The sequence below is a fragment of the Fibrobacter sp. UBA3629 genome (genome assembly GCF_002374005.1).
Taxonomy (GTDB): domain Bacteria; phylum Fibrobacterota; class Fibrobacteria; order Fibrobacterales; family Fibrobacteraceae; genus Fibrobacter.
In genome coordinates this window covers 74,845-99,333 of sequence record NZ_DFLC01000014.1, presented here as the reverse complement: position 1 = coordinate 99,333, position 24,489 = coordinate 74,845, and the positions used below count along the sequence as shown (strand labels likewise).

The following is a 24,489-nucleotide window of genomic DNA, read 5'->3' as shown; positions in this document are numbered from 1 at the left end:
AAGCCATGGTCTTAAACATCATCTGGCTCATCTTCTTCTTTGGCGCATTTATCGCGTGCATGGTGCAGTGGATCGCCTTCGGCGACACCCAAATCTTCAACAAGACTATCATGGGCGCGTTCGACATGTCGAAAACCGCGTTCGAAATCGCCCTCGGCCTCACTGGCATACTCAGCCTCTGGCTCGGCATCATGAAGATTGGCGAAAAGGCGGGAGCCGTACAGATTCTCGCAAAAATCGTCTCCCCGCTGTTCAGCAGGCTCTTCCCCGAAGTTCCGAAAGACCACCCGGTCGTGGGCACGATGCTCATGAACATAAGCGCGAACATGCTCGGGCTCGATAACGCGGCCACTCCGATGGGCCTGCAGGCGATGAAGCAGTTGCAGGACTTGAACCCGAACGAAGACAAGACCGTAGCAAGCAACTCGCAAATCATGTTCCTCGTGCTGAACGCGAGCGGGCTCACGCTCATCCCGGTGAGCATCATGACGTACCGCGCCCAGATGGGAGCGGCAAACCCGAGCGACGTATTCCTCCCTATTCTCCTCTCTACGTTCTTCAGCACCATCGCGGGCATCATCGCCATCAGCTTTTTCCAGAAAGTAAAACTCAAGGACCCGGTGACGGTCGCATGGCTCGGCGGGCTTTCTGCCTGCGTCATCGCCATCATGGTCTACTTCAGCCACCTCACTGCCGAAGCCATCGGAACCACGAGCCTCTTCATCAGCGGCATCGTATTGCTCGGCCTGATTGTTGCGTTCATGGCCCTCGCCGTCTACAAGAAGGTTCAGGCCTACGAGGCGTTTATCGAAGGCGCAAAGGAAGGATTCCACACGGCAGTCATGGTCATTCCCTACCTGGTCGCCATTCTCGTGGGAGTTGCCGTATTCCGTTCCAGCGGGGCGATGGACCTGGTCATGAACGGAATCTCGTGGGTTCTCGCCTGCTTCGGAATCGGCAACGACGTAGTTCCCGCTCTCCCCACCGCATTCATGAAGCCCCTGAGCGGAGGCGGTGCGCGCGGCATGATGATTGACGCCATGAAGACTTTCGGTGCGGACAGCTTTGCAGGGCGCCTCAGCAGCATGTTCCAAGGCGCAACCGACACCACGTTCTACATCATCGCGGTTTATTTCGGTTCCGTGGGCATCAAGAAGACGCGCCACGCCCTCACCTGTGCACTCATTTCCGATGCGGTAGGCATCATCTCGGCAATTGCAATCGCGTACCTGTTCTTCCCGCCAGTCTAATAACTAACGACATGAGGCGTCACCAGCCTCTTATTCGGGAACAGCATTATTGAAAGTTTTGCGGCAATCGAATCGCTCGCAATTTCGTGCGCGTTTCCGTTCCAGTGGGAATCAGTCTTCCAGAAAATATCCTTACCGGCCTTACGCGCCTTGAAGAACGGAACCGTCAGGTCAACGTTCTCGATGCCAGCAGAATCAAGCATATCGTAAAAGTCAAAGTAGTGCTTTGCATCAGGTGACACCGTCGGCAATCCCATAGTCAAGAACCAGTCATTCACATCATCGCGCCAAAAGAGGTTCCGGTTCGGAGCCATCACAAACAGGAGGCGCGCACCGAAGGATTTCGCCAAGGAATCCAGCCCCTTCAGGTGTTCCGCTACAGCCTCGTATTCATCGAGATTCTTGTTGTCAAGGAGCACACCGGCGGTATCTTCCGCAAACGCAAGGAACGGTTTCGTCTCGTGATAAGTGCCAACCCCAATCCACCCCTCGTCCGCCCCCGGATGCGTATCCTTGTAGAACGAATAGCGCCATGTATCCGTCAATTCACGCACGGCGGCCGTCGGCGGGAAGCGACGCAGTTTAAAATCGACCGTTCCCGGAGCCTCGAGGAAGGCGCGACGCCGGATGCGCTTGACTTTCGAGCCTAGGCCCTTGCCCTCGTTCCAGGGCGCCACGTCGCCATAATCGAATACCGCATTCGCACCGAAGTTCACATACACGTTGCGTTCGACACATTCCACCACGATGACTTTCGGAACGGGCTTCCCTTCCTTCGCGCGGGCAGCGGCAAGCGCAAACAGCGACTTCGGGGAACCCTGCAGGTCAATGTAATCCACCGCAGCAACCTTCCCGATTCTTTCCGCAGACAGTTTATCCGAAACCTCTTCGGGCAAGGGCTTGTGCCCGAACTGCACGCGGCTGAAGCTATCCCCCAGCCACCACACGATACCCGAATCGAGCGGGGCCGTATGCACGCTTTCATCGGGATGGTACGGCTTGTCGACATCTTCCTTGAACGGCTTTGCAGAAGTAAGCCGGAACAGGTCTCCCCTGCCGGTAAACCACTGCGGGAAGGCTCCGCTAAAGAACAGCACCAGCAATGCAATGGAAAGCAGGCCGAGCCCGCGAACACACCAGAGAGCGATTTTAGTCTTTGTATCCACCGTCGCCCCCTAGAACTGGAAGTAAATGAAACCCTGCCCGCTGAAGCGGCCGAGGAAAATAATGGCAAGCAAATAAACGAGGCCCCAGGTCCAGCGCCATACACCGGGCTCATCGCCCACGACGCAGCCGCGAGTTCCACCGCGAGTCACAAGCGAGCGGATACCCCATATCAAAAGGCCCGCAAGCACAGCAAGGGCTGCAGGAATATGCACAGCATCGTTATCGACACAGAAAAGCGAATGCGCACAATTTCCACCGCACAACATAAAAGGACCTTTCAGGAAAGCATCATCGTGAGGAACAATGTACGCCTGCGTCAGGCTTTCGAACGGCCCGAAATTAAATATGCCGGCAATGTAGTTGAGCCACGTGCCAAAATCCGGTGCGCGGAACAGCGTGAAGAACAGCACGACAAGCGCAAAAGTCTTGATACGACCGAGCCACGGGTGCTTTACCGGGAGCTTGCGCCACGGACGTTCCAGCACATACGCGACACCGTGACACACGCCCCACGCCACGAAAGTCCACGCAGCACCGTGCCAGAGTCCGCTCAAGAAAAATACGACAAGCACGTTCACGATAGCGCGCGGGCGTCCCTTGTGCGAACCGCCGAGGCTAAAGTAAACGTATTCGCGGAACCAGCTCGTAAGCGAAATATGCCAGCGCTTCCAGAAGTCGTAAATGCTTGTCGCAAGCAGGGGCGCGTTGAAATTTTCCATCAGCCGCACGCCAAAAATCCGCGCGATGCCGATAGCGATATCCGAGTAGCCCGAGAAGTCAAAGTATATCTGGAAGGTAAAGAATATGCCCGCAAGAATCAGTTCTACAGGAGACAGTTCCGACACGTGGCCCGCAGCAACACCATTGAACACGCCATCCACGAATACGCCCAGGTGGTCTGCCAGCACTGCCTTCTTGAAGAACCCCTGCAATATGCGGAACATGCCCGCCTGCAAGTCGCCCAAATCGAAGCGGTGCTCGAGCGCAAGTTGCGGCATCAAGTGCGGAGCGCGCTCGATAGGGCCAGCCACCAGCTGCGGGAAGAACGTCACGTACAGCGCGTAGTTCGCAATGCTTTTGCATGCGGGAATCTTCCCGCGATAAACGTCAATCACGTAGCTCAGGCTCTGGAACGTGTAGAACGATATCCCCATTGGGAGCAGCAACTTGGGCAAGTCCAAAGGTTTCCCCATCCACGGGGCAACAACCGCATTCCACGTTTCCTCGAAGAATCCCAGGTACTTGAACGCAAACAGAAGCCCGAGGTCAAAGCTCAGCGAAACTGCAAGCGCGATGCGCCGTTTAATATTCGCCTTAGCATCCGCGCCGGGCAAACCTTCAAAACGGCCATCCGCACTCCGGCCAAACCTTTCGATAAAGCGCGCCATCGTGTAATCCACGCCGATTGTCGCAAGGATAAGCGCAAGGTACTCGGGTCGCCACACCGCATAAAAGTAGAGGCTCGCAACAAGAATCAGTATGCGACGGAACTTGCCGCCCCAGGCATTCTCCCTGCCCACGGGAACCGCGTAGTATAGCCCTACGACAGCGACCGCAAACAGAATGAAATACCAGGAATGGAAAAGCACGCTACTTCAAGACTCCGGTCGCCTGCGCAATAAGCACGCCGATATAGCCCACGTAGGCAACGAGAAACACGGTACCTTCGAGGCGGTTGATGCGGCCAATGCGCTTGCCATCCGCACCGACCCTGCTCTTGCGCACAGGAAGCCCGAACAGCAGCAGGAGAACAGTCAGCACGGCCATGACCGGCAGGTCACGGCTCAGGATAGAAGCGCTGAAGGAATGCATCGGGGCAATCGTCGCAGCGATGCCAACCACCAGGAGCGTATTGAACAGGTTTGACCCGATAATATTGCCAATGGCGAGGTCGTTCTCGCCCTTGCGGGCTGCCGCAATGGAACTCGCAAGTTCCGGGAGCGAGGTACCCACGGCGACAATCGTAAGACCAATCAGCAAGTCGCTCACGCCGAGCGCACGAGCAATTTCAACTGCACCCCACACGAGCGCGCGAGAACTCGCCACCAACAGCGCAAGCCCGAGCACAAGCCACAGGATAGACTTTCCGAGAGAAAGCTTTTCGCTCTCGCCCAATTCCGCCGCAGCCGGTTCTTCCGCAGCGGCACCCTTTTTCTGGCGAAGCTCGCTCACGATATTGAAGGTCAACACGCCCGCAAAAACGAGCAGCACGACAATGCCGTCGAGCCTGCTGATGGAGCCGTCCAACGCCTGGAATATGGCAACAGCCGTAACGGCAATCAACACGGGCAGGTCTCGCACGAGAGCCTTCCGCACCACGATAACCGGCGAAATAATCGCTGTCACGCCGAGAATGAGGGCAATGTTTGCGATGTTGCTCCCGTAAGCGTTACCAAGGGCAAGTTCAGGAGCATCCTGCATGGCAGAAATCGCCGAGACAACCATCTCCGGAGCGGAGGTGCCGAACCCGACAATAACCATACCGATAAGGAGCGTAGACATGCCGCAAAACTTGGCGACACCTACCGCACCATCAACAAACTTGTCCGCACTCCATACCAGGACACCCAATCCCAGGACTACAGCGAAAATCGGAAGAATCATAAACAAGAATTAGACCTGCTTAAAAAGCGTAAATGGAAAGGCCAAGCATCAGGGAGGTGCGAGTCAAATCGTTGATGCGCCAGCCGGGTACACCCTCGTAATTGTTCGAGAATCCGCAATCCGTCCGTAGATCGAAGGACAAGTACTTGTTCGCGCGGATGCTAAAGCCAAAGACAAGAGCAAAATCCATAGATGCACGGTAATCCAAATCAATCATGTCGGCTTTGCGATTTACCTGGTCCCCGTTCGACTTCTCATAGGAATACTTGAACTCATCGCGCACCGGGATAGATACCTGCGCACCCATGTCGATAGTAAAGCGGGAATATGTCGGCTTCAAGACAAACAGGAGCGGAACATCGACCTTGTCCTGTTTAAACTTCACATGGGCTTCCTTGGAAAGGTCGCTCGTATAGGCATACGAGGCGCTCGTCTCGCTGCGACTGTAGAAAGCGCCGATCCTGAATCCCATGGTATATTCGTTCAGCGGAATCAGGACAAAGGCACCCGCCTTCCATTCGACACCGTCATAGGACTCGTTAAGGTCCCAATTATTGTCATACAGGTTACTCATCCCGATAAAGGCCTGGACACCGGCAGAGAACGTCATCGGGACAGGATCAGGACGACGGAATGCCGGAGCCTCGGGCGCGGGCTTCGCTTCTTCTGCATAGGGATAACCCGCAGGAGCATCTGCCGGGACGCCACGCACTGCCCTTGGTGCAGGGACTTCCCCATCCATCACAGGCTCGGCCTCGGTGGGCGCCGGTTCCGCAACCGCATCTGTAACAGGTTCGGCGGCTGGCTCAACAACCGGTTCTGCCGGCTGCGGAGCTGATTCGACAGATTCGGCCGTTCCAGGAGCGGTAACTTCGGCAGCGCCCGGTTCGGGTGCTGCCGGAGCCGGATTTTCAGCAACAGCCTCTTCCGCAGCAGGAGCCACTTCAGCAGGAACTGCCGCATCTGCAGCAAATACGGCTGCAGAAAGCGCAAAGATAGCGGTAACGCAAAATTTGAGGTTCATCTTGCACTCCATTTTTAAGTTCAACTAGTTCTAACATTCAACATTATAGCATTTTTTTCATTTCGCAGAACAGCACATTGCTATCTTTATGGACATGAAATTGAACATTGTCACCACCGAATCCGCCAAGGCCTCCGAAAGCAAGGCCTATGCGCTGTTTTTTGTCAAGCAGTCCATCCAGTTTTCCAGCGTGCTGACCGAAACCGGCAACGCCCAAGCCGAAACCGTCCTCAACGGCATGAAGGATGGTCCGTTCGAAGACCTGGAATACCTCGAAATCGACGCCAAGCCCACATTTTTCGTAGATGCCGCAAAAGAGCGCGGCCTTTCCGCCCTCGATCACCTGCGCATGGCCGCCTACCGCCTTGCCGGCCGCGCTATGAAAAAACAGATTGCCTGCGTCAGCCTTTTCCTTGCCGATGCCGCCGACGAACAGTTCAAGGCCATCCTCCACGGACTCCACTACGCCGAATACAAGTTCGACGCCTACAAGAGCAAGCAGAAGCCCAACTTCCAGGTGATCTACGAGATTGTCGCGGGTGACCGCGCGGGCGCCTTCAAGAAAATTGCCGAAGAAGTCGCCATCGAAAACAAGGCGGTCGTGCTCGCGAAGAACCTCATCAACACCTGCGCCGCCGACCTCTACCCCGCCGAGTTTGTTCAAAACGCAAAGACCATCGCGAAATACACTCCGGGCCTTACCGTGAAGGTGCGCGACATGAAGCAGCTCGAAAAGGAAGGCTTCATGGGCCACGTGACTGTCGGAAAGGGCAGCTCGCACGAGCCGTACATGATTACGCTCGATTACAAGCCCGCCAAGCGCACGTCCAAGGACCACCTCGTGATTGTCGGCAAGGGCCTCACCTTCGATACCGGCGGACTCTGCCTCAAGCCGCCCAAATCCATGCCCGAAATGATCAGTGACATGAGTGGCGCCGCTACCGCGCTCGCCGCCATCCAGGCCATCGCTACGCTCAAGCTTCCGATTCACGTAAGCGCCGTCTGCTGCCTCGCCGAAAACGCCATCGGCAACAAGTCTGTCCTCCCGGGCGACATTTTCAAGGCCAAGAACGGCAAGACCGTCATGGTCGACAATACGGACGCCGAAGGCAGGCTCGTACTCAGCGACGGACTTGCCGAAGCGGGCGAAATCGGAGCGACGCACATCGTGGACCTCGCCACACTTACCGGAGCCATGGTCCGCGCACTTGGTTATGCCGTCGCCGGATTCTTCAGCAACGACGACGATCTCGCCCTCAAGGTCATCAACTGCGGCGAAGCCTGCTGCGAAAAATTCTGGAGCATGCCGCTCGAAGAAGAATACGCCGATGCGCTCAAGGACAAGTTCGCCGACCTCAAGAATACGGGAAGCGACGCGGGAGCCATCTCCGCAGCACTTTTCCTGCAAGAATTCGTCCCCGAGAATACCGCCTGGGCGCACTGGGACATCGCAGGCACCGCATTTTCGACCAAGAAGTGGAAGTACACCGAATACGGCGCCACCGGTTTCGGCGTGCAGACTCTAATCGAGCTTGCCCGCGAAATGTCGCAGACAAACTAAGCAATCGAACTATTTACTTGCGGACCAGATTAGACTTCATGTGCGACTTCATGTCGTACATGCGTTTGTCGGCTTCCTGGTAAACCATTTCCGCCGTAGCGTTCTCACCACATTCCCTACGGTAGGCCACTCCATAGGCGGCTTCCAGCGAAATAGGCAGTTCTTCCTTGCAATCTTTCTGCAACTGCAAAAGCTTTGCGAGCGACGATTCTACTTCCGCAATATGTTCGCTACGGACAATCGCAAGGAACTCGTCGCCACCCATGCGAATTGCAGTCCCTATGCCGGCGAGCGACTGCTTGAACACGTTCGCGAACGCCTTGATCAAGGTATCGCCCGCCATGTGGCCGTACTTGTCGTTCACGAGCTTGAGGCCGTTCATGTCAATGCTCACGATTGCATAGTCGGCAGGAGACTTGTCCAGGAATCCAAAAATCTGCTGGCACTTGGCACGGTTGAAAAGTCCCGTCAAGGAATCCACATACGCCATCGTCGAAAGCACATCCTTTTCGGCCTTGGACTCTAGCAACTGGAAGAGATAAATGATGTAACTCAGCACAAGGCAAAGGACAAACAGCAGGGTCCCAAAGGGAATCCACGTCATATCAAGAATCGGGTTATCTATCAAGAAATACTTGCAGAAATGGTAGCGCATCAAGTCGAGGAGCGCGACACAACCGAACACCACAACGCCCATGGTAAGGAACTTACCCGACAAATCGATTTTGCGGTTGTAGAGCACACCAAAAAACAGGAGATACGAGAAGGCGATCGCAACAAACACATGGAAGAACGGTAGCGAGAAGGGATACCATACCACATTAAGCGCATGGAGAAACGTCGTTACCAGGAGGAACGCAACTTCAACGGCCACAAATGCAAAAGTTCCCCACCATTTCCAACTGGCGATTTTACCTTTCCGCATGTCAAGCAGCAACAAGAAAAACGGAATCGGCGCAAAATAGAGGCTGAAGTATTCCAGAGTCGTATTGAAAGCAAAGTTGTACGAGACAATCTGGAGCAGTTTCTGATAACACAATGTCCATATTCCAAGCGAACACGAAAGGAATCCAATCATGGTGACACGGAACCCCCGGATTCCATGGAAGCTGATTCCGATCCCTATCAGCACGGACAAAAAGCCAAACAGCAGAAGGAATACGCCAACCGCAAGTGCAACTACATGGCGCGACGAATAATCGCTATTGGCATATTGGGCCGGGAGCAAATCAAATTCGGAAAATGCGGAAAGATTTCCTTCGATAGCATGGACAAAACGGATTTCCAGGGGATGTTTCGAAGCCTGTTGGTTCAAGACAACATAATGGAATCCGCTTCCCACCATGCGTCCCTTCATCTGTTTTTCCTTGCCGTATGAATAGACGACACGTCCGTCCTCGACAACCTCGACCATCATATGGTAAGTCTTGAACCGAAGAACCGTTTTCGGTTTCAATTCCGAAGGGAGCGCGAACTTTAAAGTGACTGTATCACCCTTCGCCATATTTTCAGGAAGCACATAGTTCGAAATTGAAGGGACTTCGAACGTTTCCCCTTTGTACAAAATGCTCCCAGCACACTTGAGATGCGTGATAGAAGGCGAAATACCGTTATCGCGGACAATCAAGAGCACAGCAATAAAGAACAGCAACAGGGCTAGCGTCAGGAGCCTCGCCAAAATCTTCTTGATTACTCTGGAGACGTCCATTCCCTTCTGCATCTTATCGTTCCCAGACCTCGAACAAAGTTTCAAAATCATTCTTTTCGTCGGCAGCAAAAGCCTCTTCGCTCACCTTGTGCCATCCATCACCCCAATCCGGGAAGTACACGTCGCCTTCGACATCGGAAAGCACACGCGTCAGGTACAACTTTTTCACAAGCGGCATCGCCTCGCGGTATACGGCGGCGCCGCCGATGATGAAACATTCCGTTTCTCCGGCGGCAGAGGCCTTTTCCAAGGCCTCCCCGAGGCTCCGGCACACCGTGCACCCCGGAGCCTCGAACGCCGTATTCCGCGAAAGCACGTAGTTCGTGCGGTTCGGGAGCGGACGTCCGATGTCGTCGTAGTTCTTGCGGCCGAGGATAATCGAATGACCAGTTGTAATTGCCTTGAAACGCTTGAGGTCGGCAGACAGGTGCCACGGGAGGTGTCCATCGCGACCGATGACATTATTCCTAGAAACAGCAACGATAGCAGAAACAAGCATACCGAATCACCCAGCCTATACCGCGATGGGAGCCTTGATGGTTGGCCACGGGTCATAATCGACGAGTTCAAAGTCCTCGAACTTGAATTCGAAGAGATCCTTCACGTCGGGATTCACCTTCATGGTCGGAAGCTTGCGCGGCTCGCGCGACAACTGCTCGCGGGCCTGGTCAAAGTGGTTGCTGTACAGGTGAAGGTCACCGAAGGTATGGACGAACTCACCCGGCTCATAATCGCACACCTGCGCAAGCATCAACGTCAAAAGCGAGTACGAAGCAATGTTGAACGGCACCCCGAGGAACATGTCGGCGCTGCGCTGGTAAAGCTGGCAACTGAGCTTGCGCTTGCCAGATGCACCCACTCCGCCCACGTAGAACTGGAACAGGCAATGACACGGCGGAAGCGCCATCTTGTCGACCTCGGCCACGTTCCAGGCGCACACCAGGTGGCGGCGTGAATCGGGATTGTTCTTGAGGCTGTTGATCAAGTTCTGAATCTGGTCGATGTGGCCGCCATCGGGGGTCGGCCAGCTGCGCCACTGGTGGCCGTAAACCGGACCCAGGTCACCGTTCTCGTCGGCCCACTCGTCCCAGATGGTCACCTTGTTGTCGTGCAGGTACTTGATGTTCGTGTCGCCCTTCAAGAACCACAGCAGCTCATGAATAATCGAGCGCAAATGCAACTTTTTTGTCGTGAGGCACGGGAATCCCTTCGAAAGGTCGAAGCGGGTCTGGCGACCAAAAACGCTACGGGTGCCGGTGCCGGTACGGTCGGAACGGTCCACGCCGTTATCGATAATATCTTGAAGTAGGTCTAGGTACTGTCGCATATAACCAAATTATAAAAAAAGTGGAATCAGAAAACTCACGTTTCCGGCTCCGCCGGGAATATTTCCACACGTTTATATTGGCAAACCGCCTTGTCCTCGGCGACAGCCTTTTCACGCATCAGCATGTTCAGCGCCTGCAATATCAAATCCTGAGTGTGTTTCGGCACGGGTTTCTTACCCAAACGCGCCTTCTGCACCATCTTGTGGTTCAGGTTGGCCGGAAGCTTTTCCACCAGGTCGTGGTTCGACGCCCCGAGGGACTGCAGAATTTCGTCAAGTCTTGTCATGCCTCAAATATAAAAATCCCCGACCCGCAGGGGCCAGGGATTTAAATCTATTTGCCGTTCAATCTTACTGAGCGAATTCGGATTCGCACTTGGTGCCGTCGTTTTCCGGCGTAGCGAAGTGCATTTCGATACGGCGGTTCATCTCACGGCCCTCGGCTGTTTCGTTGTCATCCACCGGGCAACTTGCACCGAGACCCACGGCCTTGATGCGGTTCTTCTTCACGCCGAACTTGATGAGGGTCTTCATGACTTCCTTAGCACGCTTTTCAGAGAGCTTCTGGTTCGTCTTGTCCTTACCCTTGTTATCGGTGTGGCCCTGGATAACAATCTTCAGTTCCTTGTAGCTATCGTCTTCGTTCAGCTTCTTCGCAACAGCCTTGAGGATGTTCCTGGCGTTGGATTCGAGCGTTGCCTTGCCGGGCTTGAAGGTCACGCCGGTGAGTTTCTCGACAGCCTTCTTCGGGCAGCCGTGGCCGTCATCACCCGCAACATCCGGGCAACGGTCGAGACCAGTACAGACGCCTTCGAACTGCTTAAGGAGCTTCTTGGTAGACACCCATTCAGAGCAGACGCCATCCTTATCGGCATCCGGATCGTCTTCCATGGCACAACCCTTGTTCCATTCCGGACCAGCTTCATCCGGGCACTTGTCGATACCCTTACAGACATCCTTGAACTGATCCTGCATCTTCTTCTTGGAAACCCAAGCATCGCAGAGACCGTCGCCGTCGGAGTCCGGATTGTCGGCAGGGCAGCCCTTGCTCCATTCCGGTCCCGGTTCCTCTTCGCACTTGTCAATGCCCTTACAGATATCCTTGAACTGATCCTGCAATTTCTTCTTGGTCACCCAGGCGTCACAGATGCCATCTCCGTCGGTATCCGGATTGTCATCAGACGGACAACCCTTAGCCCATTCCGGACCAGCTTCATCCGGGCAGCGGTCAATACCCTTACAGACATCCTTGAACTGATCCTGCATCTTCTGCTTGGAGACCCAGGAATCGCAGAGGCCGTCACCGTCGGAGTCCGGATTTTCAGCCGGGCAACCCTTGTTCCATTCCGGTCCGTTTTCGGTCGGGCAGTTGTCAATGCCGTGACAGATGTCCTTGAACTGCGTCTGCATGTTCTTCTCGGCAACCCAGCCGGCACAGAGGCTGTCGCCGTCAATATCCGGGTTGTCCATCGGGCAGCCGTTGGCCCATGCTTCACCAGGTTCGGTCGGGCACTTGTCTATACCGGAGCAGATGCCGTCGTACTGGTCGAGCATGTTCTTCTGCGTCACCCATTCGTCACAGATGCCGTCCTTGTCGGTATCGGGTTCGCCAAGCGGGCAACCTTCGTTGTTGGCCGGACCGAATTCGGTCGGGCACTTGTCGATACCCTTACAGGTCTTCTCGATGAACCATTCGTTCTTGATCTTGTCGTCTTCGGCAGCCTTCTCGAAGTAGAAGCCCATCTTCTTCTGGGTCACCCACTCGTCGCAGAGGCCGTCACCGTCGCTATCCGGATCATCCCACGGGCAACCCTTGTTCGCCTTAGGACCGGCTTCACCCGGACACATATCGTATCCCTTGCAGACGCCCGCGAATTCAGCGAGTTTGCTCTTGTCGGTCACCCACGGAGAGCACATGCCATCGGAATCCGGGTCCGGATTATCTTCGGGGCAGCCCTTGTTGGCGACAGTACCCTTTTCGGCCGGGCAGCTATCGATGCCTTCGCACACATCCTTGAACTTCTTCAGCATCTTCTTCTTGGAGACCCAAGCATCGCAAACGCCGTCCTTATCCGGATCCGGTTCATCGAGCGGGCAACCATCTTCGCCTTCACCCTGTTCGTTCGGGCAGGCGTCGATACCTTCACACACATCCTGGAATTCAGCTTCAAAGCCCTTCTCGGCCACCCAGGAATCGCAAACGCCATCCTCGTCGGCATCCGGATTGCCCAACGGGCAACCCTGATTCAGACGATGACCAAAGTCATCCGGGCACTTGTCTTCGTTGTCCTTCACGCCATCGCCGTCGCGGTCCTGCGGAACGAGGAAGCCGCTCCAGGTAATGCCGCCGTAGACTTTATACTTCGGATTGATCGTCGTCTTGTATTCGAGGATACGGACATCGTTTTCCATCGCGCGGACAGTAGTGTACTTCGTGGAGTCGTCCGCATAGCCCTTGCCCAGAGAATAAGATCCGCCCAGATGGATATCGAGGCCGATTGGCAAGTGGAACACGATTGCGCCCGTAATGTCCTTGACATCGAGCTTGACGCCATCCTTGAACGCGTCCTGCATGAAAGGCAAAATCATGTAGTATTCGCCAAAGATCGAGAGGAAGGACGCAAAGTAAATTTCCAAGGCGCCCGTCGCATACGGATACGAGAGGTAGTCTTCGTTCATGGAATAGACATAACCACCGTTTCCGTGGATGAGAAGCGGAATCGCGTCGATCTTGTCAAAGTCGAGCGTCAATGCCAAGCCGCCCTTGATAACGGTTGCGCGGGTTCCGTAAGCTTCGGCAGTTCCACCCGTCTTGTGGATGAATTCAGCCTCACGAATCCAGAGACCATCCTTGGCCGGGTTCGACGTGCCGAAATCACCCTCGCCGAAAATGGCGATGTCGATGGGCTGTTCGTCCGGAAGAGGAATCCTCAACTTGACGTTTCCCTTGATATTGCCAATATAGCCGATATCGGTACTGGGAATCTGTCCCGTCTGGCAGCCATAGCTCATTCCAGAAGCGGCATCAACCCCGTAGAAGCCAGGAGTGCATCCCGTATTATTCACAGTGAACTTATCGTAATAAACGGGGATACCCACGCCCAAGTCAACGATATTCCAAAGACCGATGCCGAAGCCGATTTGGGCTCCCAAGGCAATGTAATCTTCGACCATACCCTGACGCATAAGCGTGTTATACGAAAGAGTGGGTTCTTGGCCAATGTAATATTCCGAGACGCCCGTCGGAGCAATATTCTCCACGTCCGTAGTCGCATCCATCAAGGCATAGAAAGACAGCTTGGCATGCCCGAGAGATTGAGCAGATTGAGTTTTATTTACACCGACAAAACCGGTCTTGTTAATCGTTTGTGGATGGTCAGCAAAGGCCTGTACTGCCAAGGCCAAAGCCAACCCAGTAACTACTCTCTTCATAGAGTCTCCTTAAAAAGGGTGATCCCTAAACTAAACTGCACATAATATAACTTTTAATAAAGCTTTTTTTTCACGAGTCCCCTCAAAAAGCGATAAAAAACACACTTTTACGGCTTTTTTTGCCATTGTTTATATCTTTTTACAAAAATGGTTGCACAATCAACGCAAACATCCCTCAAACAGCTCCGGCATCTCGCGACACAAGCTGGTAAAACCGCCCTTTGCAATAATGATGTGGTCTATCACGGGAATCTGAACAATCTTCCCCGCCGCACAAAGAACCCTCGTAATGGCGAAATCCTCCTCACTGGGCGCTATCGAACCTGACGGATGGTTATGCGCAAAGATGACTGCCACCGCACGGTCCTCAATCGCCTTTACAAAGGCCTCCCGCGGGTGCACCGGAGTCTGATTCACAAGCCCAGTCGTCAACTCGTGAACATTGATGACATTGTTTGCAGAATTGAGCGTCACCGCAACCAGGTGCTCCTGCTCTTCGTATTTCATGTAGGCTAGCCTCGAAAGCAAATCCTCGGGGCTCATTACCGATACGGCTTTCGCGCTCAAAATATAACGTCCGGAAAGCTCGAGACAGGCAAGGATTTGCGTTGCCTTAGCCCTCCCAAGCCCCCGGATGCGACACAGGGATTCAATCGTCGGGACCTGAGTCGCCGCAGACAGGTAATCCGAAATATGGCGCGAGAGCTCGAATACATCGCACTTTTGAGTCCCGCTCCCCAATATGAGGGCCAGGAGTTCCTCGTTCGAAAGCGCAGCAGCACCACGCGCCGCGAGTTTTTCGCGCGGTAGAAGATTCATATCCATTTGTACCTCCAAGTACTATCTACCTATAAAAACGGCCGAAACCAGAAATTGTTCCTTTTTTGCCATTTTTTTATTCAAGAGCACCTAAAGAGGGGGGGCCGCTACGCCTCACGGGTTATTTTTTCAAAAATCATCGAATTTTTCTATAATTATTTCCATTCAATTATAATATTTCATTCAAAAACAGCCAATTTTCAAAGTCACAAAATTCTAAAACCGACAAATTTCAAACTTTTTCATTCGATTTAGACGAAAGCAAAATCACAAAAAATCAAAATTTCACCATAAAAACAAAAAATTTTCATTAAATTACCAATTATCCGTTGCCATAGACAAGCCTACATTCTATATTTTCAGCACAAATTTTAAAAATCCAAACGCTTAAACAGGAAAAATTATGGCAAACAAGACTTTGAGCGGCGCCGAAGTGATTATCGAATGCCTCAAACGCGAAGGCATCGACACCATTTTCGGCTATCCCGGTGGATCCGCCATCCCGATGTTCGATGCGATTCTCGATTCCAATATTAAGGTAGTCCTCTCCCGCCACGAACAGGGCGCGACCCACATGGCCGACGGCTACGCACGCCAGACCGGCAAGGTCGGCGTCGCTCTCGTGACGAGCGGCCCGGGTGCAACCAACACGTTCACCGGTATTTATACAGCCCTCATGGATTCTAGCCCCATCGTGGTGCTCGCCGCACAGACGACGACCCCGAACCTCGGCAAGGACGCCTTCCAGGAATGCGACACCAGCGGCATGACGTTCGCTGCCGTCAAGCATTCCTACCTGGTGAAGGATACCAACGACCTCCCGCGCGTGATGAAGGAAGCCTTCCACATCGCGCGCACTGGCCGCCCGGGCCCTGTGCTCATCGACCTGCCCAAGGACGTGACCGCAGGCCCCTGCACCGCTCCGTTCACCGACCAGATGGACTTGCCCGGCTACAAGATTCCGACATACGCCTCTACCGAGAGCGTCGAGAAGGCCGCCGAATACCTCAAGAATTCCAAGAAACCGCTTTTGCTCGTGGGCCACGGCGCCATGATCAGCGGGGCCAGCCGCCAGGTGAAGGAACTCGCCGAAAAGATCGGCGCCCCGGTGTGCTGCACCATGCTCGGCCTCGGCGCCTTCCCCGTTGATCACGAGCTTTCGCTCGGCATGCTCGGCATGCACGGCACCGTGTACGCCAACAAGGCCGTACTCGACTGCGACCTGATTCTCTCTATCGGCAGCCGCTGGGACGACCGCATTACCGGCAAGCTTGAAGTGTTCTGCAAGGACGCCATCAAGATGCACATCGACATCGACCCCGCCGAAGAAGGCAAGGTTCTGCAGCCCGACGTGTTCATGTGCGGCGACGCGAAGCTCGTTTTGGAACAGCTTTTGCCGATGGTGCACAAGCTCGATACAGCCGACTGGATCAAGACTTGCCAGACCTGGAAGAAGCGCTTCCCGCTCACCTACCCCAAGCAGGGCGGACTCCGCATGCAGCACGTGATTGCGACCGCAAGCGAACTCACGCAGGGCAAGGCCATCGTCACGACCGACGTGGGCCAGCACCAGATGTGGGTGGCACAGTTCTTCCACATCAACTATCCGCGCCAGCTGCACTCCAGCGGTGGCGCAGGCACGATGGGCTTTGGCTTCCCCGCCGCTATCGGCGCCGCATTCGGCAACGAGACCGGCTGGCCAGTGCTCAGCTTCAGCGGTGACGGTGGTTTCCAGATGACCGAAGCGGAACTCGCGACCGCTGCCATCCACAAGCTCCCCATCAAGATTTTCGTGATGGATAACAAATACCTCGGCATGGTGCGCCAGTGGCAGGAACTCTTCTACGACCACCGCTACTCTAGCGTCGACATGATGGGCAACCCCGACTTCGTGAAGCTCGCCGAAGCCTACGGAATTCCGGGGCTCCGCATCAAGCGCGCCGCTGATGCCGAACGCGTAATCCAGAAGGCGCTCGAATACAAGGACGGTCCGATCCTCATCCACTGCGAATGCGAGAAGGAAGACAACGTGTTCCCGATGATTCCGGCAGGCGCACCGCTTACCGCCATGCTTACGGAAGCACCCAAGGCCAAACTTGAAAAACCCACGGGATCGACCTAACAGGAGGACATTACCATGATCGATAAAGGACATTCCATTAGTTTGTTGGTGGCGAACCGCCCGGGCGTGCTCGTGCGTATCGCCCTCGTGTTCTCCCGCCGTGGCTACAACATCGATTCACTCGTTGTCTCCCCCACGCTTGACCCGAACTTCAGCCGCATGAATATCATCGCGCACGGCAATCCCGAGATCCTGATGCAGATTATCAAGCAGCTCGAAAAGCTCGTGGACGTTGTGCAGGCAAAGGACCATACCGGCACGGACGCCGTCGAGAAAGAACTCGCACTCATCAAGGTGCGTTGCACTCCGGACCAGCGTACCGAAATCCTGCAGCTGTGCGACCATTTCCACGCCAATACCGTGGACATGACCGCCACGTCCATGATTATCCAGATTACGGGCAACAGCCAGAAGGTCGACACGCTCAAGAGCCTCTTGCAGAAGTTCGAGATTGTCGAATACATCCGCACGGGCAAGGTCATCATGCTCCGCGGCGAAGATAAAACGTAAGCGGCTCCGCCGCAGTTACTAGTCACTAGTTATTAGTTACTAGAAAATGCAAAAATTAAACCGTCTGGATGCAAGTCCAGGCGGTTTTTGCTATGTGTGAGCGTGCGAAATGCCGTTCGAAGCAAACTATATTAACGAAGCAGACTTAAAAACCGAGGACCGCCTCGGAGATTTCGTTCGCCTCGTCGGAGTAATCATCAACAAAATCGGCCGTAAATTCGCCCCAGGCTTCGCTTGCTCCGCAACCAACTCCAACTTCCATCGAGGACCACTTGAACACGCCATAGACGCGTTCATTGCGTTCCATCAACTCCGTCAGGAATTCCTCGGGAAAGTCTTCTTCCACGAAGAGGCTTCCATCCATCGCAAGAAGCTCTTCCTCAGGAAGTTCCTCGAAGCGGCATTCGTATTCGTCCACCATCACGTCATTCACGTAATACCAGTCGCCCGAATCAGCATTCGGCAAGTCAGCCTCCGGAAAACGCTCCAGAATTTCGTTCCAAACCGATTCCAAATCGGCGTGGCTGCCGATAAAACGCATCAAGATTCTACATTCCACAGCATCCCTCCCAATCATTGGTTATAGGCAACATCGCCTAGCGCATTACTTCTTTTCTTGCGGCACAAGGCGTTCCGCAATACGGAAAAGATCATTGTAGACATCAAGAAAATCTTCTATCCAGATAGGATCCCTCTCGCCCACGATCTGGAACATTTCCTCGAGCGTATGACGCGAGTTGTAAGGGCCGACCAAACTACCCGCAGGCTGGACCAGCACTCCGCCACGGTAATCAGTCGACGCAACAAGGCGCGCGCGGAACGAACGGCGCAAGCGGGCGATAAGTGTACCGCGAAGCGATACGAGTTCGCGATGCGCTTCCAGGCACTTGCCCTTCGAAATCCAATCTTCCACCATGTCGAGGCGACGTTGAATGGACGAACGCTCCGTAGGCGGAATAAGCATCTTCCTGCGGACAAGGGTATCTCTTATCTGCTGGACAGTTCCGCGCAACATGTCGGGTTTCCAGAAGACCATCGGGATCCGCGAATCCGACGTCTTGCCGCTCGCCATAGGCGTATGCGACCCCACCCAGCGAGCAAGCTTGTCCAGCATCATCTTCGCTTCGGGTTCCCTGTCAATCGCGATATAGTCGCAAGCTCGCTCGAGGAGTTTGTCGGCATAGACCAAGCGCCAGTGCGGGAGCGTCCCGGACTTGCGGATGGCATCGACGGATCGACGTATGGATTCTACCCTTTCATTCATCAGTGGAAATTCTCTCGTCTAAGTGGCGTGACACCGATTTCCACACGGCGATTCAAGCGGCGGTGTTCCTCGGTATCGTTCGGATACTTGGGCTGGAATTCGCCAAATCCCGCCGCAAAGATGCGATCGGGCGGGAACCCCTGTGCAACCAGCGCCTTCACGACGTTCACTGCACGTTCCGAAGACAAGTGCCAGTTCGTGTAATTGACCTTGGAACTGAACGGAGTATCGTCGGTAAAACCGCTCACCATCACGACATCGCCCGTGTCGAGCGCATCCAGGAGCCCCTTGCTGATTCCCTTGATGACGGAAACGCCTTCTTCGGTCAGGTTGGCACCGCTCGTCGGGAAAAGGAACGACGCCTGGATCTGAATCTTTCCGTCGTCAAGAGCAATGAGTCCCGCCTCGATGGATGTCTGCAAACTTTTCGACAGGAGCGCATTTCGTTCGCTCGCTATCTTACGCATTTCTTCCTGACAGCTGAGAACTTCTTCCTCGGTTCGCGTAAGGTCTTCGGCCTTCTGTTCCTTCAATGTCGCCATGGCGACAAACGCAAGAATGAACAGAGAAACCAAAGCTATGCCGAGGTCGGTATAGGCCATCCAGGGATTGGTATTCTCGTCGCGACGCAGACGCATAGGTTAGCCCTCGGCCTTCGGAGCGTTGTGTGCAATGGAAGCACGCTGAGCCTGTTCCAGCACCTCGAGTAGAATTTCCTGCGTCTTGACGGCATTTTCCACGAGCACTTCGCTTGCGCGTTCGTGGAAGGCTTCCAGGGACTGGTTGAGGTGTTCCACGAAGTTTTCTTCTTCCTCGTGTTCCGCCGTATCGCCACTGAGCTTCTCGAGAATCGTCTCGAGGCCCGCACGAAGCATTTCGAGATTCGCGCTAAGTTCGCTCTGGTTCACACGCATGAGTTCGGCCGTCTCGACGATGTTTCCGCCAAGCGCGTCGGTCGCTTCCTTCTCCTTCACCACGCGATTGTCGATACTTTCGGTGAGAGCCTTCTGGGCTTCGAGGAGTGTCGCCGACGTTTCAGAAAGTTTCTGGAATGCGGTAAGGATATCGTTCGAGAGCGCCGAAAGCTTTTCGGCAACGGAATTGCTGAGTTCAGCAGAACCCGCCTGCGCCTTCTCGGCCACCTGAAGGGCGACATTTTTGAGAGTCTCGAGACCCTGCTTCTGGGATTCCGTACTCGCAGAACTTTCAGACGCAAGTTTATCCATAAAGGCTTTCCACTGTTCGTCAGACTGTTTGACTTGAGCCGAGACGCAATCCGCAATGTTCTTTACAGCGCCATCCATCGACTTTTCGGTCGATGCAGCAACACCCGAAAGACCTTCCTTCACGCTGGAGGAAATAGCATTCAAGTTGGAATTCAGACTCGAAGAGATTCCGTTCAACTTGTCGTCAAGCCTGGACGGCAATGCTTCCACCGATGTCTGCAGGTTTTTCATGTAGTCGTTTATCGGACCCAGCGCATTCGCGACATCATTGCCGACGCTGCTACCCAGATTTCCAAGAGAACCCTCCAGTTTCGAGACCATGGAGCCGAGGTCAGAATTCAACTTGGACGTTGTCGAAGAAAGTTCCTCGCCCACCTTCGAAACAACACCGTTCAGGCCCTGCTGCACAGACTCCGCCACGCGGGCAAGATTCTTTTCGACCGCATCGAAGAGGCGGCCGAGCTCATCCTTGCTCTTTTCATTTTCACCAGCAGATTCTCCCTGCAAATCCAACGTAAGCGAATCCAAGCGCGCAATAAAGGCCTCGCGGGAACCGAGGAAAAGCCCGCGCGAAATACCAAGCACGAGAGCCGCGAAGAGGCCGCAAAGGCTCGTACCGAAAATACCCTTCATGTTGCCAAAGAGAACCTGGATCGTATCGAGAGTCCCCTGGGTCGTAGAATTGTCAATGGCAACGCCCGCGGTCGCAACAGAATACATGAGACCAAAGAAAGTTCCCATAAGGCCAAGGAGAATCACCGTACCCCCCGAACTTCTCGGAGCCGGAACAGAGGAATTGTTCGAAAGCACCTCGAAAGCAATCGCAGAATCCAGGCGCACCCCCCTGCCGAGCAATTCGCGGGCCTGACTCAGGCGGCGGGAAACAAACCCATCCTCATCCGAGCTCATGGTTTTCAAAGCCGAAAGCAACCTGAACTGGTCGATAACGAACACGGCGAAAATCGCCATCATGATAATCCAGCCGAAGAGCGGGGCTCCAAAGAAAACAGCGCCGGCAACCAAGACCGCAAGTCCGACAACCGTGAGAATGAGAATCGAGTTGAAAGCGTTCTTCATCTTATTCCTTGAGTTTAGGCCTCCATCGAGGCCGTTGTTTCAAAAAGGTTCAACTGACCGCGGGAGAATCCGCGGAGAAAAAGCAACCACTTGTCGCGGTACCATTCAATGACATGCATAGTAAGTCCGCGGGCGTAGTCGCAAAAATCATCCGTAAAAGCGAGAAAACCATTCTCGTAAGCATAATGCGGGTTCCAGAAGCGTCCCACATTTCGAGCGCAGGAGGCCGCAGAACTATAATAGCGCGGAGCCCCCTTGGTGTTGAAAGCCGCAGCAAAGCGCTTCTTGGCAAGGGCATTGAGCGAACTGCGCAAGGACACCACGATCGTATTTTCTTTTTCGCGGAGCGAGGATTCTAGGCAGGGGAGCAGTTTCGAGACCGCATCCACGGCACTCTCGGCATGCCAATACTTGCACAGCTTTTCCTGCAGCTGCATCACGCGGCCATGCATGCGGACAAACAAGGGTTCGGCATCGCTCACCAGCAAATGGATCGTCGCCGAGTAGAAAGCGCTTATATCCTGCTTGTTGTTCTTGACCGTGAGCGCCCAGCCCTTTTCCTCGTCATGATGCAAGAAATCGCCCCCTTCCAGAAGCAGACGCATCACCTCTTCCGTCGAGAATCGCTGGATCCACTTGGCGCGGAATTCATCATAAAGTTTGTTCGCATCGGCCATGATCTGCGGGAACCCCGCATCACAGAGTTTCCACGCGGTCTCGCTATACGAAATCTGTTCCGAACCGCCGACAGATTCTTCCAGGTTGTTCAGGAGCGCATCCATATGCTCAAAAAGAGCTATAGACCAAGTGACCATCATCGATTGAGAAAGATCCGCAACCATGGAGGAGCGGTTAGGGCTATCGTTCAAGCGAACGCTCACCCCTGTCATCTTCCTTATAGCTCGACGAAAAGACTCTTCCACGCGCTCCCCCTAGAACCCAGTCTCGATCGCATGCCAGATGCTACGGTTCACGTGTTTGCCGGAACGAGAAAGTTCGTCGGCTTCCTTGCGGACATCCGCCTCAAGATTTCCCTTGATGAGAGCAAGATCTCCATTGTAGTCGCCGCCCGCTTCAAGATAGAGGCCATAGACATTGCCGGAAATCTTGGTATCGGCAGCGAGCACCTTGCCCGCCCTTACAGAAAGAGCAAAGCGATTGCGGACAAAATCACAGCGTGAAAGGAATACTTCTGTAACATCGTCAATCCACAGGCCGTAGTAATTGTTCACAAAATGCACATTTTCAAAAATACCGCGGGAACGGAACACCGTATTGCGAAAGGCGTTTTGCACCACCAGGTTCTTGACTTCGAACGGCCTATTAGACGAGACAAAATGGATTCCATTCCAGTTGCCGCTAGAATCCGCATTCTTGAACGTGACGGGTTTCGTCTCCGTCCCGAGGATGCGGACCGGCCCGCGAAGAGTAAGTTTCGCATACTCGCCCATGAGGACCGTCACTCCAGGCTCGACAACCAAGGTGTCCGAGACCGAAACGACGACACTCTGTTCTAGAATATAGGGGCTATCCTTTTCCGTCAAGCGGACAACGCCTTCGGTCGGATGCGGGAACGGCATTTCACCGGCAAAACCCGCCACCACAAGAACGGCCACGCACCAAACCACAGCATATCCTATACGCCGGACAAACATCAGATTTCACTCCTCAGCTTGATTCTCTGAATGACGCGCATGTTGGGAACCTCGTAGCCCGCGACAATATCGTTCACGTTCAAATGCCCCGAAAGTTCAAGATTTACCGAGGACACAATCCCGTGCGTGATATCGAAGAGGATAGAGCCCGTCCCGACAATAAAGTCATCGCTTTCCATCCGGACATTCGACGTAGAATCCGCGACTTCCTTGTACTGTACGTTCATCCCGATTTTTGCCATCTGGACGCCATCATGCAAAAACACTTCCTCGAGGGTAAAAGACTTATAAACGACTGTCGTCTTGCCCTTCTCCGGAATTTCCACCGGACGCTTCCAGGTCTCGCCCACCTTCACGGGACCTCCCGGAAGAATCGGCTGCACCTTCATGAACAGCTTGAGCAGATTCAATTCCTCGGTTCCCGGTTGCAAGGCAACATCTTCAACGGCCGGTTCGCTCACGGCTCCATCCGAGGCCATCTTGTACTGGAAATGCTGCGTTAGGAGATATTTCTCTATATAGAGGTAATCCTCTACGGTCCGCTTATCGCTCTTATATTGAATGGAATCGATTTTCATCTCGAACCGACCGGAACCGTTATCGTACGCAACCAGTTCGGAGAGCGTCGCCTGGACGTTCAGGCGGGTCTGCATCGATTCCGGGTTCGGATTTGCGGAATCAACCGGCAACAGGGCGTCCAAAGAGGACTCTATGAAATATTTCTGGACAGGCGGATTCTGGGTATTGAACGCCAAGGAAACATCATTGCTGTCACAAGAACAAAGAAAAGCGAGTGCTACAGAGCATGAAAAAGACTTGATAAAATTCATGTTCTGAATATAGATATTAGACCGGCTTACGTGGGGCCCTTGTTGCCGGAATCGCCCTTTTCGAGCCGCATGCGCTGAAAAAACGCCTTCAGCAGGCCCAGGCACTCATCGGCAAGCACTCCACCCACCACCTCGACCTCGCGCTTGAGAGCGTTACCCGCAATCACGTCGATAGTCGTTCCGCAGCCACCAAAACGGGTATCCGGGGAGCCGTAGACCACGCGGGAAACACGGCTATTGAGGATAGCCCCCGCGCACATCGGGCAGGGTTCGAGCGTTACATACAAAGTACAACCGTCCAGGCGCCAGTTTTCGAGTTTGCCCGCGGCAGTCCCGATGGATAAAATTTCGGCATGGGCGGTGGCGTCCCTCAGCATCTCGATCTGGTTGTGGCCCTTCCCTATCACCACGCCGTCCTTCACGATGACGCAACCGATGGGAATTTCCTTCTCGTCGAAAGCCTTTTGCGCCTCGCGAAGCGCCATGCGCATGAACTTTTCGTCGTCTGCAGAAATCACAGCCCTCTCCCGTAGGCGCAGTAGGAGTCTTCCTGCATGTAGTCGCCGTCGTGGTAGTAGGCAGCACGGGCACGGCAGCCGCCGCAGCGGTCGTTGAACTTGCACTTGCCGCAAGAACCGGAGTATGCCTTGGTGCGGAGTTTCTTGAACACATCGGCGTTCGCCCAGATTTCGTCGAACGGCGTATCGTGCACATCGCCCGCTTCTTCCATCATGTAGGCGCAGGGGCGCACCTTCCCTATCGGGCTTACGATGCAGTAGTCGATACCGGCGAGGCAGCCTCGGCTGTAGCGGGTCTTGATGTCCAATTGGTCCGCGATGCGCAGGAACTGCGGGGCGCAGGTCGGCTTCACGGGGATTCCGAGCGTGCGGCTCTTTTCCATAATCTTGCGGAG

23 protein-coding genes are annotated in these 24,489 nt (G+C 54.3%); 4 read left to right on the top strand and 19 right to left on the bottom strand.

What is annotated here, in order from left to right; all coding sequences use genetic code 11:
* Window positions 1-5 precede the first annotated feature (5 nt).
* Window positions 6-1,250: a nucleoside recognition domain-containing protein gene (locus B2310_RS05350; RefSeq protein ID WP_290729231.1), complete on the top strand. Its 1,245-nt coding sequence runs from the start codon at window positions 6-8 to the stop codon at window positions 1,248-1,250.
* Here the strand turns inward: B2310_RS05350 and B2310_RS05345 are convergent.
* From B2310_RS05345 to B2310_RS05330, 4 genes are read right to left on the bottom strand one after another with little or no spacing between them, the layout of a single operon-like run.
* Window positions 1,247-2,416, bottom strand: coding sequence for an alginate O-acetyltransferase AlgX-related protein (locus tag B2310_RS05345; protein ID WP_290729228.1), 1,170 nt, complete (start codon window positions 2,414-2,416; stop codon window positions 1,247-1,249). The genes B2310_RS05350 and B2310_RS05345 overlap by 4 nt on opposite strands.
* A 9-nt stretch (window positions 2,417-2,425) precedes the next feature.
* Complete coding sequence (locus B2310_RS05340) at window positions 2,426-4,006, bottom strand: MBOAT family O-acyltransferase (RefSeq protein ID WP_290729225.1); 1,581 nt, start codon at window positions 4,004-4,006, stop codon at window positions 2,426-2,428.
* Between the two features lies 1 nt (window position 4,007).
* Complete coding sequence (locus B2310_RS05335; protein ID WP_290729222.1) at window positions 4,008-5,021, bottom strand: calcium/sodium antiporter; 1,014 nt, start codon at window positions 5,019-5,021, stop codon at window positions 4,008-4,010.
* Between the two features lie 19 nt (window positions 5,022-5,040).
* Window positions 5,041-6,045, bottom strand: coding sequence for a porin family protein (locus B2310_RS05330; RefSeq protein WP_290729219.1), 1,005 nt, complete (start codon window positions 6,043-6,045; stop codon window positions 5,041-5,043).
* A 94-nt stretch (window positions 6,046-6,139) separates the two neighbouring features.
* On the opposite strand from B2310_RS05330, the gene B2310_RS05325 reads away from it, so the two are divergent.
* On the top strand, window positions 6,140-7,606 hold the full coding sequence (locus B2310_RS05325) for a leucyl aminopeptidase family protein (RefSeq protein WP_290729215.1): 1,467 nt from the start codon (window positions 6,140-6,142) through the stop codon (window positions 7,604-7,606).
* A 13-nt stretch (window positions 7,607-7,619) separates the two neighbouring features.
* Here B2310_RS05325 and B2310_RS05320 read toward each other — a convergent pair whose 3' ends face one another.
* From B2310_RS05320 to radC, 6 genes are all read right to left on the bottom strand, one after another.
* A complete protein-coding gene (locus B2310_RS05320; RefSeq protein WP_290729212.1) occupies window positions 7,620-9,326 on the bottom strand; it encodes a histidine kinase N-terminal 7TM domain-containing diguanylate cyclase in 1,707 nt (568 codons plus the stop codon).
* Between the two features lies 1 nt (window position 9,327).
* The gene (locus B2310_RS05315) at window positions 9,328-9,813 is read right to left on the bottom strand and encodes a dihydrofolate reductase (protein ID WP_173381980.1); all 486 of its coding nucleotides are present in this window, start codon (window positions 9,811-9,813) and stop codon (window positions 9,328-9,330) included.
* A gap of 15 nt (window positions 9,814-9,828) precedes the next feature.
* A complete protein-coding gene (locus B2310_RS05310; protein WP_173381981.1) occupies window positions 9,829-10,641 on the bottom strand; it encodes a thymidylate synthase in 813 nt (270 codons plus the stop codon).
* Between the two features lie 35 nt (window positions 10,642-10,676).
* Complete coding sequence (locus B2310_RS05305) at window positions 10,677-10,928, bottom strand: hypothetical protein (RefSeq protein WP_173381982.1); 252 nt, start codon at window positions 10,926-10,928, stop codon at window positions 10,677-10,679.
* Window positions 10,929-10,992: 64 nt separating this feature from the next.
* On the bottom strand, window positions 10,993-14,073 hold the full coding sequence (locus B2310_RS05300) for an OmpA family protein (RefSeq protein WP_173381983.1): 3,081 nt from the start codon (window positions 14,071-14,073) through the stop codon (window positions 10,993-10,995).
* Window positions 14,074-14,232: 159 nt separating this feature from the next.
* Window positions 14,233-14,898, bottom strand: a complete 666-nt coding sequence (gene radC, locus B2310_RS05295; protein ID WP_173365413.1) for a RadC family protein — start codon at window positions 14,896-14,898, stop codon at window positions 14,233-14,235.
* Window positions 14,899-15,295: 397 nt separating this feature from the next.
* On the opposite strand from radC, the gene ilvB reads away from it, so the two are divergent.
* Window positions 15,296-17,014, top strand: a complete 1,719-nt coding sequence (ilvB, locus tag B2310_RS05290; protein ID WP_290726904.1) for a biosynthetic-type acetolactate synthase large subunit — start codon at window positions 15,296-15,298, stop codon at window positions 17,012-17,014.
* 15 nt (window positions 17,015-17,029) lie between these two features.
* Complete coding sequence (gene ilvN / locus B2310_RS05285; RefSeq protein ID WP_173365414.1) at window positions 17,030-17,524, top strand: acetolactate synthase small subunit; 495 nt, start codon at window positions 17,030-17,032, stop codon at window positions 17,522-17,524.
* 145 nt (window positions 17,525-17,669) lie between these two features.
* Here the strand turns inward: ilvN and B2310_RS05280 are convergent, their stop codons facing one another.
* From B2310_RS05280 to B2310_RS05240, 9 genes are all read right to left on the bottom strand, one after another.
* On the bottom strand, window positions 17,670-18,083 hold the full coding sequence (locus B2310_RS05280; protein ID WP_173382568.1) for a hypothetical protein: 414 nt from the start codon (window positions 18,081-18,083) through the stop codon (window positions 17,670-17,672).
* Between the two features lie 45 nt (window positions 18,084-18,128).
* Window positions 18,129-18,788: a hypothetical protein gene (locus B2310_RS05275; protein ID WP_173382569.1), complete on the bottom strand. Its 660-nt coding sequence runs from the start codon at window positions 18,786-18,788 to the stop codon at window positions 18,129-18,131.
* The gene (locus B2310_RS05270; protein ID WP_173365417.1) at window positions 18,788-19,426 is read right to left on the bottom strand and encodes an OmpA/MotB family protein; all 639 of its coding nucleotides are present in this window, start codon (window positions 19,424-19,426) and stop codon (window positions 18,788-18,790) included. The genes B2310_RS05275 and B2310_RS05270 overlap by 1 nt, the downstream gene beginning before the upstream one ends.
* Window positions 19,427-19,429: 3 nt before the next feature.
* Window positions 19,430-21,091 carry a fimbrial protein gene (locus tag B2310_RS05265; RefSeq protein WP_290726909.1) on the bottom strand — a complete coding sequence of 554 codons (1,662 nt, stop codon included), beginning with the start codon at window positions 21,089-21,091 and terminating at the stop codon, window positions 19,430-19,432.
* A gap of 14 nt (window positions 21,092-21,105) precedes the next feature.
* Window positions 21,106-21,873 (bottom strand): hypothetical protein, encoded by a 768-nt coding sequence (locus tag B2310_RS05260; RefSeq protein ID WP_290729208.1) that lies wholly within the window; start codon window positions 21,871-21,873, stop codon window positions 21,106-21,108.
* Between the two features lie 150 nt (window positions 21,874-22,023).
* A complete protein-coding gene (locus tag B2310_RS05255) occupies window positions 22,024-22,746 on the bottom strand; it encodes a hypothetical protein (RefSeq protein ID WP_173382571.1) in 723 nt (240 codons plus the stop codon).
* Window positions 22,746-23,576, bottom strand: a complete 831-nt coding sequence (locus B2310_RS05250; protein ID WP_173382572.1) for a hypothetical protein — start codon at window positions 23,574-23,576, stop codon at window positions 22,746-22,748. Before B2310_RS05250 ends, B2310_RS05255 begins: the two co-directional genes overlap by 1 nt.
* Window positions 23,577-23,602: 26 nt before the next feature.
* A complete protein-coding gene (gene tadA, locus B2310_RS05245) occupies window positions 23,603-24,094 on the bottom strand; it encodes a tRNA adenosine(34) deaminase TadA (RefSeq protein WP_290726916.1) in 492 nt (163 codons plus the stop codon).
* A partial coding sequence (locus B2310_RS05240) for an SPASM domain-containing protein (RefSeq protein ID WP_290729203.1) occupies window positions 24,091-24,489 on the bottom strand: 399 nt, incomplete at its 5' end. The genes B2310_RS05240 and tadA, both read right to left, overlap by 4 nt.

Excerpts from the sequence above, each read along its gene's own strand:
- B2310_RS05350 (WP_290729231.1), top strand. The coding sequence starts at position 6 with ATGGTCTTAAACATCATCTGGCTCATCTTCTTCTTTGGCGCATTTATC.
- B2310_RS05335 (WP_290729222.1), bottom strand. The coding sequence starts at position 5,021 with ATGATTCTTCCGATTTTCGCTGTAGTCCTGGGATTGGGTGTCCTGGTA.
- B2310_RS05330 (WP_290729219.1), bottom strand. The coding sequence starts at position 6,045 with ATGAACCTCAAATTTTGCGTTACCGCTATCTTTGCGCTTTCTGCAGCC.
- B2310_RS05325 (WP_290729215.1), top strand. The coding sequence starts at position 6,140 with ATGAAATTGAACATTGTCACCACCGAATCCGCCAAGGCCTCCGAAAGC.
- B2310_RS05320 (WP_290729212.1), bottom strand. The coding sequence starts at position 9,326 with ATGCAGAAGGGAATGGACGTCTCCAGAGTAATCAAGAAGATTTTGGCG.
- B2310_RS05315 (WP_173381980.1), bottom strand. The coding sequence starts at position 9,813 with ATGCTTGTTTCTGCTATCGTTGCTGTTTCTAGGAATAATGTCATCGGT.
- B2310_RS05310 (WP_173381981.1), bottom strand. The coding sequence starts at position 10,641 with ATGCGACAGTACCTAGACCTACTTCAAGATATTATCGATAACGGCGTG.
- B2310_RS05305 (WP_173381982.1), bottom strand. The coding sequence starts at position 10,928 with ATGACAAGACTTGACGAAATTCTGCAGTCCCTCGGGGCGTCGAACCAC.
- B2310_RS05300 (WP_173381983.1), bottom strand. The coding sequence starts at position 14,073 with ATGAAGAGAGTAGTTACTGGGTTGGCTTTGGCCTTGGCAGTACAGGCC.
- radC (WP_173365413.1), bottom strand. The coding sequence starts at position 14,898 with ATGGATATGAATCTTCTACCGCGCGAAAAACTCGCGGCGCGTGGTGCT.
- ilvB (WP_290726904.1), top strand. The coding sequence starts at position 15,296 with ATGGCAAACAAGACTTTGAGCGGCGCCGAAGTGATTATCGAATGCCTC.
- ilvN (WP_173365414.1), top strand. The coding sequence starts at position 17,030 with ATGATCGATAAAGGACATTCCATTAGTTTGTTGGTGGCGAACCGCCCG.
- B2310_RS05275 (WP_173382569.1), bottom strand. The coding sequence starts at position 18,788 with ATGAATGAAAGGGTAGAATCCATACGTCGATCCGTCGATGCCATCCGC.
- B2310_RS05270 (WP_173365417.1), bottom strand. The coding sequence starts at position 19,426 with ATGCGTCTGCGTCGCGACGAGAATACCAATCCCTGGATGGCCTATACC.
- B2310_RS05265 (WP_290726909.1), bottom strand. The coding sequence starts at position 21,091 with ATGAAGAACGCTTTCAACTCGATTCTCATTCTCACGGTTGTCGGACTT.
- B2310_RS05260 (WP_290729208.1), bottom strand. The coding sequence starts at position 21,873 with ATGGATGCGCTCCTGAACAACCTGGAAGAATCTGTCGGCGGTTCGGAA.
- B2310_RS05255 (WP_173382571.1), bottom strand. The coding sequence starts at position 22,746 with ATGTTTGTCCGGCGTATAGGATATGCTGTGGTTTGGTGCGTGGCCGTT.
- B2310_RS05250 (WP_173382572.1), bottom strand. The coding sequence starts at position 23,576 with ATGAATTTTATCAAGTCTTTTTCATGCTCTGTAGCACTCGCTTTTCTT.